The sequence below is a fragment of the Flavobacterium sp. B167r genome (genome assembly GCF_056824315.1).
This window is the reverse complement of sequence record NZ_CP124859.1, coordinates 4,828,033-4,843,316: the sequence shown is the minus strand read 5'-3', so window position 1 is coordinate 4,843,316 and position 15,284 is coordinate 4,828,033. Positions and strand designations below refer to the sequence as shown.

The 15,284-nt window shown below is 31.5% G+C and carries 14 protein-coding genes and 1 other RNA gene; 8 read left to right on the top strand and 7 right to left on the bottom strand.

Annotated elements, in window-relative coordinates:
• Positions 1 to 103 precede the first annotated feature (103 nt).
• Entirely contained in the window at positions 104 to 2,287 is a 2,184-nt protein-coding gene (locus tag QLQ96_RS21080) for a response regulator (RefSeq protein WP_482493094.1), read from the top strand.
• Here the strand turns inward: QLQ96_RS21080 and QLQ96_RS21075 are convergent.
• Both QLQ96_RS21075 and QLQ96_RS21070 read right to left on the bottom strand, forming a co-directional pair.
• On the bottom strand, positions 2,284 to 3,531 hold the full coding sequence (locus QLQ96_RS21075) for a DEAD/DEAH box helicase (RefSeq protein ID WP_482493093.1): 1,248 nt from the start codon (positions 3,529 to 3,531) through the stop codon (positions 2,284 to 2,286). The two genes, QLQ96_RS21080 and QLQ96_RS21075, sit on opposite strands and share 4 nt — an antisense overlap.
• 135 nt (positions 3,532 to 3,666) lie before the next feature.
• Complete coding sequence (locus QLQ96_RS21070; protein ID WP_482493092.1) at positions 3,667 to 4,704, bottom strand: formimidoylglutamase; 1,038 nt, start codon at positions 4,702 to 4,704, stop codon at positions 3,667 to 3,669.
• Between the two features lie 98 nt (positions 4,705 to 4,802).
• On the opposite strand from QLQ96_RS21070, the gene QLQ96_RS21065 reads away from it, so the two are divergent.
• Entirely contained in the window at positions 4,803 to 5,681 is an 879-nt protein-coding gene (locus QLQ96_RS21065; protein WP_482493091.1) for a hypothetical protein, read from the top strand.
• Positions 5,682 to 5,965: 284 nt separating this feature from the next.
• Here QLQ96_RS21065 and hutI read toward each other — a convergent pair whose 3' ends face one another.
• On the bottom strand, positions 5,966 to 7,204 hold the full coding sequence (gene hutI / locus QLQ96_RS21060; RefSeq protein ID WP_482493090.1) for an imidazolonepropionase: 1,239 nt from the start codon (positions 7,202 to 7,204) through the stop codon (positions 5,966 to 5,968).
• Positions 7,205 to 7,327: 123 nt separating this feature from the next.
• A complete protein-coding gene (locus QLQ96_RS21055) occupies positions 7,328 to 8,380 on the bottom strand; it encodes a glutaminyl-peptide cyclotransferase (RefSeq protein WP_482493089.1) in 1,053 nt (350 codons plus the stop codon).
• 88 nt (positions 8,381 to 8,468) lie between these two features.
• On the opposite strand from QLQ96_RS21055, the gene ffs reads away from it, so the two are divergent.
• The 6 genes from ffs to QLQ96_RS21025 all read left to right on the top strand — a co-directional run bounded on the left by ffs (position 8,469) and on the right by QLQ96_RS21025 (position 11,527).
• An RNA gene (gene ffs, locus QLQ96_RS21050) (signal recognition particle sRNA small type) lies at positions 8,469 to 8,566 on the top strand.
• Between the two features lie 83 nt (positions 8,567 to 8,649).
• Positions 8,650 to 9,027: a hypothetical protein gene (locus tag QLQ96_RS21045; protein WP_482493088.1), complete on the top strand. Its 378-nt coding sequence runs from the start codon at positions 8,650 to 8,652 to the stop codon at positions 9,025 to 9,027.
• Between the two features lie 33 nt (positions 9,028 to 9,060).
• A complete protein-coding gene (locus tag QLQ96_RS21040) occupies positions 9,061 to 9,864 on the top strand; it encodes an SDR family oxidoreductase (protein ID WP_482493087.1) in 804 nt (267 codons plus the stop codon).
• Positions 9,865 to 9,869: 5 nt separating this feature from the next.
• A complete protein-coding gene (locus QLQ96_RS21035; RefSeq protein WP_482493086.1) occupies positions 9,870 to 10,067 on the top strand; it encodes a hypothetical protein in 198 nt (65 codons plus the stop codon).
• A gap of 215 nt (positions 10,068 to 10,282) precedes the next feature.
• Complete coding sequence (gene fsa, locus QLQ96_RS21030; protein ID WP_482493085.1) at positions 10,283 to 10,939, top strand: fructose-6-phosphate aldolase; 657 nt, start codon at positions 10,283 to 10,285, stop codon at positions 10,937 to 10,939.
• Positions 10,940 to 11,029: 90 nt separating this feature from the next.
• Complete coding sequence (locus tag QLQ96_RS21025; protein WP_482493084.1) at positions 11,030 to 11,527, top strand: hypothetical protein; 498 nt, start codon at positions 11,030 to 11,032, stop codon at positions 11,525 to 11,527.
• A gap of 126 nt (positions 11,528 to 11,653) precedes the next feature.
• Here the strand turns inward: QLQ96_RS21025 and QLQ96_RS21020 are convergent, their stop codons facing one another.
• The 3 genes from QLQ96_RS21020 to QLQ96_RS21010 form a co-directional block, all read right to left on the bottom strand.
• Entirely contained in the window at positions 11,654 to 13,123 is a 1,470-nt protein-coding gene (locus tag QLQ96_RS21020) for an MFS transporter (protein WP_482493083.1), read from the bottom strand.
• 175 nt (positions 13,124 to 13,298) lie between these two features.
• Entirely contained in the window at positions 13,299 to 14,000 is a 702-nt protein-coding gene (locus QLQ96_RS21015) for a LytR/AlgR family response regulator transcription factor (protein ID WP_482493082.1), read from the bottom strand.
• On the bottom strand, positions 13,990 to 15,042 hold the full coding sequence (locus QLQ96_RS21010; protein WP_482493081.1) for a sensor histidine kinase: 1,053 nt from the start codon (positions 15,040 to 15,042) through the stop codon (positions 13,990 to 13,992). Before QLQ96_RS21010 ends, QLQ96_RS21015 begins: the two co-directional genes overlap by 11 nt.
• Positions 15,043 to 15,284 lie beyond the last annotated feature (242 nt).

Sequence of the window (15,284 nt, the reverse complement as noted above, 5' to 3'; positions counted from 1 at the left end):
AATTTTATCCCAGCATCTAAATAATATTCAAAAAGCTGTATTTTTTTACAAAATGCAGCTTTTTTTTATTTTAAAGTGTATATTTGATCAAATTAGCCGATTAATGCCCCACAAACGGATTTTTTTACTTTTTCTCTTGGTTCTGAATTGCTTTGCCAATTCAGCAATTGCGCAATCTAATTGTAGTCTCGATCCTAAAATTGATAATACTGTAAAGAAAGCCCTTTTAAATTTTAGGGAGTCTAATTTCGAAAAATCACTTATCTATTCTAGAGTTGCATTAAATGCTGCTACGGCAATAAAAGATTATTGCCTTATAGCTCGTTCGTATAATATTATAGCGGCTAATTATAACGAATTGTCAGAGTTTGATAAGGCTATTTTTTTCTACAAAAAAGGCTTGTATTACGCTAATAAAACCAATAATGATTCTATAAAATGTCTTCTCTATAATAATTTAGGGAATATGTATTGTTTTGAAAAAAAACAGTTTGACGAAGGAATCCGAAATTATAAGAAAGCGGTTGCTTATGCTTTGAAAATAAATGACTTAAAAGAGGTTTATTTTACGAATGTCAATATTGCATGGGCTTATTTTGATATTGGAAATTACAAGCAAGGAAATCTTTTTCTGAAGTACGTAAATAGCACTAAAATTAAATACAATGACGGCACGACAGAAGTTATTGTTGATATGCTGAATGGTATTTATTCTAGTTATATAAATGATGATAAGGCTGCAAACGCTTATTTTTTGAGCGCAATAGAATCTGGAAAAAAATGTCAGGAAAAAACTGATTTAGCTCATGCTTATTTAGAATATTCCCATTTTTTAAATAAAATTAATAAACACAAAGAAGCTTATGAAGCTCTTGTTAATCATTATAATCTTTCGGATAACTTGTACGATGTTAAGAAGCTTAAAAAAGCATCTCAAGCAGGTTTAAGTCTTGAATTGGATGAATATAAAAGACAGATTGACAAAGTTGAGGGCGAAAAAGTAGAGCAGTCTCAAAGCTTAAGAAAATCAAAAATTATTGTGATTCTTTTTATTTTAATCTCTCTGATTCTTTTGATTTTAATTGTCACTCTGATAAAGAATATCGCTTACAAGAAAAAACACAATTTGGAGCTTCTTAAAGCCAAAGAAATTGCAGAAGAAGCCTCTTTGCTCAAAACACAATTTATATCTACGATAAGCCACGAATTGCGCACTCCGCTGTATGGTGTTGTCGGAATCACCAATATGCTACTCGATGAGCATAAGGAAATTTCAAGAAGCCAGCATTTAAGTTCACTAAAATTTTCTGCGCGATACTTATTATCTCTTGTAAATGATATTTTGCAGATCAATAAAATTGAAGAAAACAAAATTGTACTTGAAAACCTAACTTTTAATATTTCAGATGAAATTACGGTAATTAAGAACTCTCTTTCATTTCTTTCCCAGAAAAATAATAATAGTATTTCTATTTCTATAGATCCTTGTATTCCAGAGTATTTAATTGGAGATAAACTGCGTCTAGCGCAGATTTTGATGAATTTGGTAAGTAATGCGTTGAAATTCACTAAAAACGGGCAAGTTGAAATTATTGTAAAATTAAATAAGGCGGAAGGAAAGCTTTATTATTTAGATTTTTTAATAAAAGACAACGGAATAGGAATCGCAATTGTAGACCAAAATAAGATTTTTGAAAAGTTTGTTCAAGTTGGAAGAAAAGAGGAAGATTATCAGGGTACTGGTTTAGGACTTAGCATTGTAAAAAGACTTTTGGGGCTTTTTGGAAGCACGATTACTTTGGACAGTGATTTAGGAAAAGGAACTTCATTTTCGTTCACAATCGCTTTTGAACATGATTTAGCTAAAACGAAAAGTATTATTGATGAGATTGAAGTTGATTTGACTTCATGCGAAGTTTATAAAATTTTAGTAGTTGAAGACAATTTGATTAATCAGCTTGTTACAAAGAAAATTATTGAAAAAAATAATTATGTCTGTAAAGTAGTAGATGATGGTTTTGGGGCACTTAAAATTTTAGAAGACGAAACGTTTGATCTGATTTTAATGGATATTAATATGCCTTTGATGAACGGATTTGAAACTACAAAAAGAATACGACTTCAAGGAATAGAAACGCCAATTGTAGCTTTGACAGCTTTTGATAAGGATGAAATTACAGATGAAGCGATTTCATCTGGAATGAATGATATTATAATTAAACCTTTTGAACCGGTTAAATTATTTAAAATAATCAATTTCTTGATAAAAGAAAAAAACGCTGTTTAGTACCAGCGTTTTTTATTTTTTTTAGAATTGTCTGATTTTCTCGATTTGTGAGCACCACCGCTTCTGTTTGAACTTTTAGGCTTTTCTCCAGCTTCTGGACTTCCAGAATGCCATTGGTATGGATGATCGGCAATCGTTTTTACATCTACTTTTATCAGTTTCTGAATGTCTTTCCAATAAGGAAGCTCATCTTTTCCGCAGAAAGAAATTGCGATTCCTCCATTTCCTGCACGGCCTGTACGGCCAATACGGTGAACGTAAGTTTCAGGAATATTCGGTAAATCAAAATTGATAACATAAGGAAGTTGTTCAATATCAATTCCTCGCGCTGCAATATCGGTTGCAACCAAAACTCCAACTTCTTTGTTTTTAAAAGCGTCTAAAACTCTTTGTCTTGCATTTTGCGATTTATCTCCGTGAATTGCTTCTGCCGGAATATCTTTTTTACGAAGTGCTTTTACAACATTGTCAGCACCATGTTTTGTTCTTGAGAAAACAAGTACGTTTGATAAATTTTCTTCTTTAATCAAACTATATAATAAGTTTCTTTTTTCAGTTTTATCAACAAAATAAATGCGTTGCTCTACATTTTCTGCTGTAGAAGAAACTGGAGAAACTTCCACTTTTTCGGGATCTTTAAGAAACATTTCTGCAAGCTCGCGAATTGCAATTGGCATTGTTGCAGAGAAAAGTAAAGTCTGTCTGTTTTTAGGAGTTAGTTTTACGATTTTTTTGACATCGTTTATAAAACCCATATCCAACATCTGATCTGCTTCATCAAGCACCAAAGTGTGCAGGTGATCTAAATCAAGAAAACCTTGTTTTTGAAGGTCAAGTAAACGTCCTGGAGTAGCAACTAAAATATCTACACCATTTTTTAAAGCGTCAACTTGTGGATTTTGAGAAACTCCTCCAAAAATGGTTAATTGTGTTAAGTTGGTATACTTGCCATAAGTATCAAAACTCTCTCCAATTTGTACCGCAAGTTCACGAGTAGGAGTAACTATAAGTGCACGAATTTGTTTCGCTTTTTTTGACGAACCGACAATGCGGTGTAATTGATGTATGATTGGAATAGCAAAAGCTGCCGTTTTTCCTGTTCCTGTCTGCGCACAGCCAATTAAATCTCTTCCTGATAAAACAATCGGAATAGATTGTTCCTGAATAGGAGTCGGATTTAAATAGCCTTCTTCAAATACGGCTTTTTGTATACTTTTTGAAAGTGATAGATCTTCGAATAACATATCTTTGGTATTAAGTATTTTAGTTTTAATTACTAAAATGCATGCAAAGATATGTTTATTCGTTCAATCGTTTGTTTGAATTTGCTTTTATTTGGGAAACAGGCCTTACAGCATAATCAAATAGAATATTTAAAATTAAGCAGGTTCTATGTTTGCTTTGATAAAATCGGTTACTAAATAACCAATTAATTTACCAATTAAATTATTATTTGGAGAATTGTCTAAATCTGGTGCGCCCTCGCAGATATGCAAATAGGTAGCATGTTTGTGTTCGCCAAAGAAAGAAACAAATTGTCTCAATTCTTCAACAGAAAAACCACTGATGGTCATAGCGCTGCTGGCAATATTCGGAATTGCGTCAAGATCGATTTCGATTCCGAAAGCATCATTTTTAATGAAATCCAAAGCAGTAATCATTTCGCGATTAAAATCTTTTTCTTTTCTAATGTTTACGCTGTCGTACGTATTATAACGAACGCGGTCTTCCAGTTTTTTAATAATATCTAAAACGCTTTTCGAAGTGTAATTTTCGTGAAGGCCAAAAATGAAATATTTCTTTAAAAATCCTTCTTCATAAGCATACGAAAAACCATTTCCACTATGACGGCCTTCTAAAATTCTGAAATCAGAGTGTGCATCAAAATTAATGGCATTTACCGGTTTTCCTTTCGCCAGAGCGGCACCTTTAATATTTCCGTACGAATTGTTGTGGCCTCCGCCAATAATAATTGGTGTTTTTCCTGCTTTAATTATAGTAAAAATGACATGAGATACTTCTTTGTCTATTTTTTCAACCAGCTGGCTTAATTTGGAACGATCGTCAATGTCATTAAAATCAAGATTTTCTACTTCGCGCATTTCTGTAGTAACATTAATTTGTCCTAAAACAATGATATTACTTCCTTTAGAAAATCTATTATGCTGAATGTTTGCAATGCTTTTTATCGCAGATTGCCATGCAGAAGCAGCTCCAGGTCTTCCGTAATTGGCACGCACGCCAATATCTTCAGGAATTCCTAACAGCACATATTTAGCTTCGCTTTCTTTAAGAAAATTAACAATGTCAGCCCCTGGAGGAACAACAATCATTTTTTCTCCGAACTTTATTTCACCACTTCTATGATTTGTGATTTTTGCTAAATCATTTATAGTGAATGGGATTAATTTTTCCATGAAAAAAATTTATTTTCCAAAAATAATATAATTGTAGAAACTTACGTTATTACCTTATATTAATTATTAAATTTGTTATTAAAGAAAATTATTTAAATATGGAAAACCCAAAGAACAACAATTCAAGTCTAAAAGCGGTAATCGCAGTATTAGCAGTCCTACTGATCGGTAGCTTAGTGTATATTTTTAAATTATCTTCTGATACAGATGTAGTTAAGACAGAACTTACTACAACTATGACAGAAAAAGAATCAGTAATGAAAGATTTGCAGGAGTTAAAAGCAACTTATGATGCTGCAATTGCTGAAAATACTTCAATGTCTGACGAATTAATCCAAGAGAGAGACAAAGTGGTTGCTCTAATGGATGATTTGAACAAATCTAAAGGAGATGTTTCTAAATACAGATCTCAAGTTCAAGCTATGCAGAGTAAAATGAAAACTTTAGTTGCTGAAAACGATGAGTTGAAAAAACAAAATGGTGTTTTAACTACTCAAAGAGATAGTACTATTGTAGTTTTAGGAGAATCTAAAAAATATAACGAAGTATTAGTTGGTCAAAACGAAGAATTAGCTAAAACTGTAGAAAAAGGTTCTAAATTATCAGTTTTAAATACTAAAACTTCAGCTTACAAATTAAAAAGCTCAGGTAAGCAAATTGAAACAGATAAAGCAAGTCGTGCAGATATCTTAAAAGTTAGTTTTACTATTGCTGAAAACCAAATTGCAAAATCTGGTGATAAAACTTATTATGTGCAGGTAATTGATGCTAAAAACAATGTTTTAGGCGAAAAGAAAACAGAAAGCTTTGGAGAGAACACATTGACTTACAGCTTTAAAACTACTGTAAAATATGAAAACAAAAGCGTTAATGTGAGTGAAGATCTTCCAGGTAAAGATTTTGCAAAAGGAACTTACTTCATCAATGTTTTTGATAATGACGAATTAGTTTCTAAAACTAGCTTTAGTTTAAGATAATTTAGCCTAATGGGATAAAATACCACTTTGATATTAAAGGTCTGTGATTTTTCACAGACCTTTTTTTATGGACTAATCTTTCTAAGTAACTTAGATGCTGGCGGTGTCTAATGATAAAGGAAATAATTTTTTGCTAATTTAATCAGTGCGCATCTGCTTAAATCTTTTGAAATCTGCGTGAAAAAAAAATCTGCGCAAAATGTTTCAAGCAGATTTAAAAAGATTTTGGCAGATCAAATTCGATTTTTATTATTGAATCGAATTGTTTTGTTTCGACAAACGATTTATTTTAAAATTTTGCCTTCAACAAAAACAGATTCGATAAGATTGCTTCCGAAAGCATAAGGAATCTGATAATAAGAAGAAATCGGTTTTGTCAGTATTAAATTAGCTTTTTTGCCTTTTGTAATACTTCCGTGAGTTTCTGAAAGTCCCATTGCGTAAGCGCCGTTTATTGTTGCGGCATTAATAGCTTCTTCTGGAGTCATTTTCATTTTGATGCAAGCTGTTGCTACAACAAAATTCATATTGCCAGATGGAGTAGAGCCAGGGTTAAAATCTGTAGCCAATGCTAAAGGAAGACCTGCTTTTATCATTTCGCGCGCTGGTGTATATGGAATGCTTAAAAAATAAGAACAAGAAGGTAAAGCAACAGGCATTGTTTCTGTGTCTTTTAATGCTTCAATATCTTCTGGATTCATAACTTCAAGATGATCTACAGAAAGCGCTTTAAATTTAACTCCAGCTTGAATTCCGCCAATCGAATTAAATTGATTCACATGTATTTTTGGCTTTAAGCCGAAATCAATTCCAGCCTGCATGATTTTTTCTGTTTCTTCTACAGAAAAATAACCGCTTTCGCAGAAAATATCTACATATTCTGCAAGCTTGTTTTTGGCAATTTCCGGAATCATTTTAGTTATAATTTCGTCAATATAACCTGTTTTATTTTCTTTGTAATGAGTAGGGAAGGCATGTGCGCCCAAGAAAGTAGCTTTGATTGAAATCGGATAATTTTCAGCTAATTTTTTAATGACGCGAAGCATTTTTAGTTCGCCTTCGATTGTTAATCCGTAGCCTGATTTAATTTCAACAGCTCCAGTTCCTAAATGCATTACTTCTTCGAGACGAATTTTAGATTGTTCATAAATTTCTTCCTCAGAAGTTTCGTTTAATTTTTTAGCTGAATTTAAAATTCCTCCGCCGCGATTAGCGATTTCCTCATAAGAAAGTCCGTTGATGCGATCTACAAACTCTTGCTCACGATTTCCTGCATAAACTATATGAGTGTGGCTGTCGCACCAAGACGGAAGCACAACCTTTCCTGTTGCGTCAATAATTTCGTCAGCATTTATTTTTGGAAGATTGTCCATTGAACCGAAATCTTCAATTAAATTGTCTTTTAAAACTAAAAAAGCATTTTTAATTGTTGGAAGTTTAGCCATTTCAGAACCAGAAACTTTGTCAATTGAAGTTTCGCGAACTTGTAGTAACTCTTGTATGTTTGTGATTAAAGTGATCATTAGTAAGAATTGTTATAAAACACAAATTTGCTTCGCCAGTTCCCTGCGGTCGAGTCACAAATTTTCCCTTATGAATAAGTGAAAACTTGTGAAATTCGTAAAATAGTTTTTTGGCTAAAAAAATTATTCTGAAACTGTAATTTCGAACATTTTGCTCCAATTTTTACCAGTTACAAAAATAGTTTTAGTTTTAGAATTGTATGCGATACCGTTTAAAACATCATCTTTTGTAATGTCTGTCATAGTTTTTCTTAAATCAGATAAATTTAAAATTCCTTCAACAGCTCCAGAATTTGGATTTACGACAGCAATAGCATCTTTGAACCAAACATTAGCATAAATTTTTCCATCAATCCATTCAATTTCATTAACGGCTTTAATTTTTGAAGCCCCCGAATAAACGTTAATGTAATTAATCATTTTTTGAGTAGCTGGATCAACTTTCCAAATTTTTTCAGTTCCATCTGTTTGGTAAATGTACTTTCCGTCATTTGTCATTCCCCAACCTTCAATATCTTTTTCGTAATCAAAGGTTTTTTCAAGCTTTAAAGTTTTAGCATTGTAGATAAAACCTTTTTTGTTTTTGTAAGTCAGTTGGAATAATTTATCATTTAGAAATGTAATTCCTTCTCCAAAATATTGTTGGTCAAGATCAATTTGATGAAAAACCTTTCCAGTTTTATAATCGTATTTTTTTATGAATGAAGCTCCCTCTTGTCCAGTGCTTTCGTATAAAGTGTCTTTATAAAATTCTAAACCTTCAGTAAACGCTTTTTTGTCGTGAGGAAAAGTATTTACGATTTTATATTTTAATAATTTAGGTTCAATATCTGAAACTACTTCGATTCTAGTAGTTGCATCAGAAGAATCTCCACCAAAATAAACCTTCGCTTTTAGGTATTGATATCCTAATTTTTGATCTATTAATTCAAATCTAAAATTTTCAGCACCTTTTGTTCCTCCAACTCTTTTATCGTTTACGAAGTAGGCAACGCTGTCAATTTCTTTCGATTTTGGGTTCAAAATTGCGATATTTAGCGCTTCTTTTTGCGTAAGATGAGCTGGAAAAGCAGAATCATCGATGGTAAATAAAGAATTTTCACCTTTATTTTTTTCTCCACATCCAATTAATGTAATTCCTAATAAAATGACAGCTAGGAAGTTATATTTTTTCATAGTTTAAAATTTGAATAAGGCAATATACGACGATATTTTTATTGTCGCAAAGGTCTTGCAAAAATATAAAAAGGTTGTATATTTGCACCGGCAAGTCCTACACGACCAGCTCCTGCAGACTCCCCCAGGATGGGAACATAGCAAGGGTACGTGGTTGAGCGGTGCGATGTAGGTCGCTTGCCATTTTTTTATTTTTTTAGAATTAAATTAATTTGTAATCTTCCTTTTCAGGAGGATTTTTTTATTTTTGGACATCTTTAAATTCAGATATGAAAGAGAAACTTTCCAAAATAGTTCTAATTATTCTAGTTATAGGCTTTGGATATCTTTTTGTTAAAGCGCATAATGATAGAAAAGAAATTTATGAAAATCGAGGGCAAACAATTTGTAAGTATACTTATTGTAAGCAATTTCCAAAAACTACTAAGGCTTTTGTGAAATATTATGTTGATAAGAAAGTGTACAGAAATAGTGTTGGCAGATGCCCAGAAAATAGTGAAGTTGCTTTAAATAAATATTACTCATTAAATTATTCAACCATTGATCCTAATAAAATTATTGTAGATTTTTCAAAAGAAATTACAGATTCCACATTGATAAAAGAATTAGATTCTAAACTTGAATTTAAATATTGGTTGGAAAATTAAAAACTCAAAATCCAAAAACTTATAACTAAAAAAATGAGCAAAGTCGTTTTAATTACCGGAGGATCATCAGGAATTGGAAAATCTATTGGTGAATTTTTACATCAAAAAGGTTTCGTAGTATACGGAACAAGCAGAAATCCTGAGAAAGTTTTAAATTCAGTGTTTCCTTTGGTTGCATTAGATGTTAGAGATTCTAACTCTATTAAAACTGCTGTAGATAAAATTATAGCAACTTCTGGAAGATTAGATATTGTAATTAACAATGCAGGAGTTGGAATTACAGGGCCGTTGGAAGAAATTCCGACCGAAGAAATTCGAAATAATTTTGAGACTAATTTTTTCGGACCTATTGAGGTTATGAAAGCTGCATTACCGCAAATGCGTAAGCAAAATTCTGGACTTATTATCAATATCACTTCGATTGCCGGTTATATGGGACTTCCATACAGAAGCGTTTATTCTGCATCAAAAGGAGCTTTAGAATTAATTACTGAAGCTTTAAGAATGGAGGTTAAAGCTTTTGGTGTTGAAATTACGAATGTGGCGCCTGGAGATTTTGCGACTAATATTGCCGCTGGACGTTATCATGCGCCGGTTATTAAAGATTCTGCTTACGAAAAAGTTTATGGAAATGTTCTAGCAACAATGAATGATCATGTTGATGCAGGAAGTAATCCGAACGAAATGGCAGAAGCAGTTTATAAAATCATTCAGACTAAAAAACCAAACGTACATTATAAAGTCGGAGCTTTCATGCAGAAGTTTTCAATTGTATTGAAACGCGCACTTCCAGATAAAATGTATGAGAAAATGCTAATGAATCATTATAAATTATAAATATCATGGATAAGATAATTGAATTTTTACCTACGATTTTAGGGGTTTTATTTTTTGTTGTTATCTGGCTTGTAATTCGAAAGGTTTTTGCTTCTATAAGTGATAAAATAAATAATACTGAGCTTTACAAAGAAGATACTTTGAAAGTTCTGGAAGAAATTAGAGATGAATTGAAAGAATTGAATAGAAATAATTCGAAGTAATTTTCGCTCACTTTTTTAATTATACTATAATTGATTATAAAATGTAAAAAATACACTTATTTTTAACATATAATTTAAAAATGGTTTTAATTTTAAAAACGTTATTGATATTGATTTTGTAATTTTGCAATTAGATTTTTCTTTAAAATCTTTATTTAAAGAAAACTCGCAAAAACATAAATACGAACAAACCATTTTTAATTAAACAAATAATTATGAAATTTTTTATAGACACAGCTAATTTAGCTCAAATTAAAGAAGCACAAGCTCTAGGTGTTTTAGACGGTGTAACAACAAACCCATCTTTAATGGCAAAAGAAGGAATCACTGGAAAAAACAATATCCTTAAGCATTATGTTGATATTTGCAATCTTGTTGAAGGAGATGTAAGTGCTGAAGTTAATGCTCTTGACTTTGACGGTATGGTTAAAGAAGGCGAGGAGTTGGCTGAATTACATGAGCAGATTGTTGTAAAACTTCCTATGACTAAGGAAGGTGTTATGGCTGCTAAATACTTTTCTGATAAAGGAATTAAAACTAACGTAACTCTTGTTTTCTCTGTAGGACAAGCTTTATTGGCTGCTAAAGCTGGAGCTACTTATGTTTCTCCATTCGTTGGTCGTTTAGATGATATTTCTACTGATGGATTGAATTTAATTCAAGAAATTAGGGAGGTTTATGATAACTACGGTTACGAAACTCAAATTTTAGCTGCTTCTGTACGTCACACAATGCACATTGTAAACTGTGCTAAAATTGGTGCTGATGTTATGACTGGTCCACTTTCTGCAATTCACGGTTTATTGAAACATCCATTGACAGATATCGGTTTAGCTCAGTTTGTAGCTGACTTCGAAAAAGGAAACAAATAATCCTTAGATACTTACAAAATAAAAAGGTCTTTTTTCTAACGAGAAAAGACCTTTTTTTTTACTTTTATATTGAATCTTAAACAGTTAAATATGAAAGTTATCCTACTTATGTTGTCTTTTTTTGTAGCTAGTTTTTCGATAAACGCTCAAGCCGCTAAAGTTATTACCTCGGTAAATGAGGCGGGTGATGTTGCTACTTTTGAATTGGATTGTTCTGTTAAATTTCAAACTCTCGCCAAAGGTCTCAAATATAATATTACGAGGCATGAATTTAAAGGGCCAGAATTAAAAAATACTTATCGCCTTATGTTGGTAATGGACGGATTTTATTCGAAAACATTAAATAGTGAGATGACTATTTCAGCTATTTTAAGCGATGGTACAAAAATAGAAGCTAGAAAAACAATAGAAGATGATGGTTTCTTTGATGGAGCTTGTACTTTGAAAATAAAGGATCCTCAAGCGCTTTTAAATGCAGATATCGATAAGATAGTAGTTCATGCGGATAAAGATGTTGTTTATTCTTTAACGGCGCAAAATAAGGCTCTTTTTAAGAAGAACTTGAGTAATGTTATTAATGCGAAGTAAGATTCTAAGATTCTGAGACGCTAAGGTTCTGAGTTTTTTTCTTATTAAATAAAAAAAATCCAAATTCCTATGGAGTCCGAGTTTTCGGTAGGAATTTGGATTTTTTTTTATTGATATTTCTAATATTTAGTGTCCGCCACCAGCACTTTCTATGTGACTGATTCCTTGTCTTTTTAAAATTTTAGGGCAGTAGAAACCGTAGAATCCTAAATATGCAAAACCAAGAAGTGGTACAATGTAAGAGAAGTGAGTGTATGTGATACCGAAAATTCCGTTTGGATTTGTTGCATCTAAATCACAGATACTTCCTTGCACTAATGGAATTACTCCACCACCAAGAATCATCATGATTAAGAAAGAAGATGCTTTTCCTGTGTTTTTTCCTAATCCAGCAATCGCTAAATCGAAGATTGAAGGCCACATGATAGATAAGAACAATCCTCCAGAGATAAAGAAAAATTTAGCAATTTGCGGGTCTGGCCATACTAATCCTAAAACCATCATGGTTAATCCTGAAATTCCGAAAAGCATTAATGTTTTTCCAGCATTTTTACCACCTACAAAACTTACTGCAATAAATAGTAAAATCCAGAATGGGTAAATGTAGAATGAAGAAACATCGTGTGCAGCAAATATATTTGCTCCAATAATTACTCCAAATGCCGCAGCTGGAACGATAAATTTAAGAGCTGTATTTACTAAGTTTGAAGTGTTGAATACGTTTGCTCCACCATTCCAACGACCGATCATTAAACTTCCCCAGTAAAGCGCGATAAATGGTGCGATTGCGTCTTCTAAGATGTTTCCGAATTCGTTAGTATGTAATAAAGCTGGTAGATTACTGATAATAGTTACCTCAGTTCCAACATAAATAAAAATTCCTAACATACCCAAGTATAATTGCGGATAGTCAAGAATGTTGAATTTACTGTGTTTTTCTGCAATTATTGCTTCTTCCTCTTTTACAGGATCCTCAATTTTTGAGAAGTTCATAAATATAGCAACAGCAATAAAAGCCAAACCTAAAATTATAAATGGCAATTTAATGTCTTCTAATGAAAGGGCAGTTTTTTTGTTGTCACCCATTCCGAATAAAGCAATACCTAATAAAATAGCTCCGATTGTTGTTCCGAAAGAGTTGATTCCGCCTGCAAGTGTTAAACGGTGTGCTCCAGTTTCTGGACTTCCCATTTTAATTGCTAACGGATTTGCAACAATTTGCTGGATAGAGAATCCTAATCCTACCGTAAATAAAGCTGTTAAAAAGAAAGGGAAACTTTCAGTTGTAGCTGCAGGTATAAATAAGAATGAACCTATTGCAGACAAAATTAATCCTGCTGATAAGGTTTTTTTGTATCCATATTTTTGTAAAACGTCTACTTTTAAAGAAACGATAAAGAATATAATTGATCCAACAAAATATGCAGCATAGAAAGCCCACGCTACTAATTGAGATTGTACTTGCGATAGCGTAAATACTTTTTTGAATACTGGAATCAGGATGTCGTTAGCAGAACCAACAAAACCCCAAAAGAAGAAGACGATTATCAAAGAGATAAATTGCCCCCATTTGGTTTGAACATTTTCTGAACTCATAATAATAAGGTTAATTTTTTATTTTATTGTTTTTTGAAGACCGTAAATATATTTGTTAGGAGTATCAAAAAAAAATAAAAAGGCATAAATAATGTTAAAATTAAACCAACGACCGTGTTTTTTCAACAAAGTGTTAATTTTAACCCAGTTAGAAAATGTAATTCGTAATTATATTTTATTCCAATATCTTGTTTTTAACCTCTTTGCTGTAGTTTCGGCCTATCGGAATATTATAAGATTGTATTTGAACACGGTTTCCTTCTATAGATTTCACCTTATTTAAAGCAATTACATAAGATTTATGGATTCTAAGGAAGCGGTCTGCGGGTAATTCTTCAGATAGTGATGTAAGAGATTTATGGGTAATATAGGTTTTATCTGGTGTGACCACTTTGATGTATTCTTTCATTCCTTCAACAAAAAGAATTTCTTCAATATTAATTTTCATCATTTTTTTATCGACTTTGATAAAAATATGAGAATCGCCTTTTGCAGTTTCGACTTTAATATTGTTTTTGAGATTGTATTCGGTGGTAATTTTATTGATGCATTTAATAAATCTCGGTAGCGGAATTGGTTTTACCAAATAATCCAACACATCTAAATCATAACTTTCGGCTGCAAATTCTCTAAAAGCAGTTGTTATGATAACTTTTGTTTTGTTTTCTATTAAGCTAATAAGTTCAAAACCAGTCATCATTGGCATGTTGATATCTAAAAAGACGGCGTCAACAGGTGTGCTGTTGAGAAAATCGAGCGCCTCTAGAGAGTTAGTGAATGTTGCTATAACTTCAAAGTCTGTAAAATTGGTGAAATAATTTTCCAGAACTTTAATAGCTAGTGGCTCATCATCAATTAACACGCATTTAATTTTCATTATGAGTAGGTATTTGTAATCTAATTATGTAGAAATTTAGTTTGGTTTGATGTTTTAGACTAAAATTGCTTTTGTAAATCAATTTCAATCTTTTTTTTGTATTCACCAATCCAATTCCTTTTTTTGGATTATGGTTTTGTGAAATTACAAAATTATTTAAGATTTCAAAATCAAGTATTTTGTTGTCTATAACTTTGCAATTGATTTTTATTTTTAAATTTTTGTTGTTTAATCCACCATGTTTAAAAGCGTTTTCAACCAAAGAAATAAAGATTAAAGGCGGTACAACAACATCTTCTATATTGGATTCTAAATTTATGGTTACTTCAACATTTTCGAAACGAAGTTTTTCAATTTCAATATAATTTTGGATATAATCGATTTCTTTTATCAACGGAACAAATTTGGTTCCTTTTACATCATACAAAACATATTCCATCAAATTAGAAAGTTTTATAATTACATCTGGAACTTTCTTTGATGATTCTAAAGATAAAGCGTATAGATTGTTTAATGTGTTAAAGAAAAAATGTGGCTGAATCTGGTTTTCAAGATATTTCAGTTTGATCTTAAATTGATTTTCTCGTAAAGATCTGTTTCTTTCACGTTCTCTTAACCAAGTTAAAGTCAGATATACAGAAGATGCCATTGCTAGAACATACAATTCTCCTATACAAACTGCAACGATATGATTAATCTCAAAAGGATGGTATTCTCTATTGGCTTCAGGCCAAATATTTTCGGATATGATGTAATAGGTTAATGCAGTTTTAGCTAAATAAATTCCAAATAAACTCAGGAGCAATAAAAAAGTATACATTATGTATTTCTGTTTTAATACATATTTTGGAACTAAAACGAATAAATTTAAATACACTAAAGGAATAACCAATGAAAATTCAATTAGGTTTGATTTGAATGCATATGGATAATCATTAAAATATGCACCCCATCTTAAAAAGTTTAAAGTAAAATATATACCCCAGAACCAAACATGATTTTGCAGTTTAATATCAAATTTAACTTTTCGTATTTCTTTCAACTGATTCTAGTTGTTTAAATGATTTTTGGTTTTTCTTAACAATGTCTAAATATTGTGCAACTTTAAACAATTAACTGCAAAAAGCCAATTTTTTTGAATAAAATTTTAAAAAAAATGAATATAGGTGTTTAATTTTTCGAGTAGAACGTTTTCGTAAAACGTATTATTGAATGATTTATGTCGTTGGTTTAAATTTTCTTGTCGTTGGTTTAATTTATTTTTTTTAACAATGCCTTAAGAAT

Coding starts and splice junctions, on each gene's coding strand:
- QLQ96_RS21025 (WP_482493084.1), top strand. CDS start 11,030: ATGAAAGTTATCCTACTTATGTTGTCTTTTTTTGTAGCTAGTTTTTCG.
- QLQ96_RS21080 (WP_482493094.1), top strand. CDS start 104: ATGCCCCACAAACGGATTTTTTTACTTTTTCTCTTGGTTCTGAATTGC.
- QLQ96_RS21020 (WP_482493083.1), bottom strand. CDS start 13,123: ATGAGTTCAGAAAATGTTCAAACCAAATGGGGGCAATTTATCTCTTTG.
- QLQ96_RS21070 (WP_482493092.1), bottom strand. CDS start 4,704: ATGGAAAAATTAATCCCATTCACTATAAATGATTTAGCAAAAATCACA.
- QLQ96_RS21075 (WP_482493093.1), bottom strand. CDS start 3,531: ATGTTATTCGAAGATCTATCACTTTCAAAAAGTATACAAAAAGCCGTA.
- QLQ96_RS21015 (WP_482493082.1), bottom strand. CDS start 14,000: ATGAAAATTAAATGCGTGTTAATTGATGATGAGCCACTAGCTATTAAA.
- hutI (WP_482493090.1), bottom strand. CDS start 7,204: ATGATCACTTTAATCACAAACATACAAGAGTTACTACAAGTTCGCGAA.
- QLQ96_RS21045 (WP_482493088.1), top strand. CDS start 8,650: ATGAAAGAGAAACTTTCCAAAATAGTTCTAATTATTCTAGTTATAGGC.
- fsa (WP_482493085.1), top strand. CDS start 10,283: ATGAAATTTTTTATAGACACAGCTAATTTAGCTCAAATTAAAGAAGCA.
- QLQ96_RS21040 (WP_482493087.1), top strand. CDS start 9,061: ATGAGCAAAGTCGTTTTAATTACCGGAGGATCATCAGGAATTGGAAAA.
- QLQ96_RS21055 (WP_482493089.1), bottom strand. CDS start 8,380: ATGAAAAAATATAACTTCCTAGCTGTCATTTTATTAGGAATTACATTA.
- QLQ96_RS21065 (WP_482493091.1), top strand. CDS start 4,803: ATGGAAAACCCAAAGAACAACAATTCAAGTCTAAAAGCGGTAATCGCA.
- QLQ96_RS21035 (WP_482493086.1), top strand. CDS start 9,870: ATGGATAAGATAATTGAATTTTTACCTACGATTTTAGGGGTTTTATTT.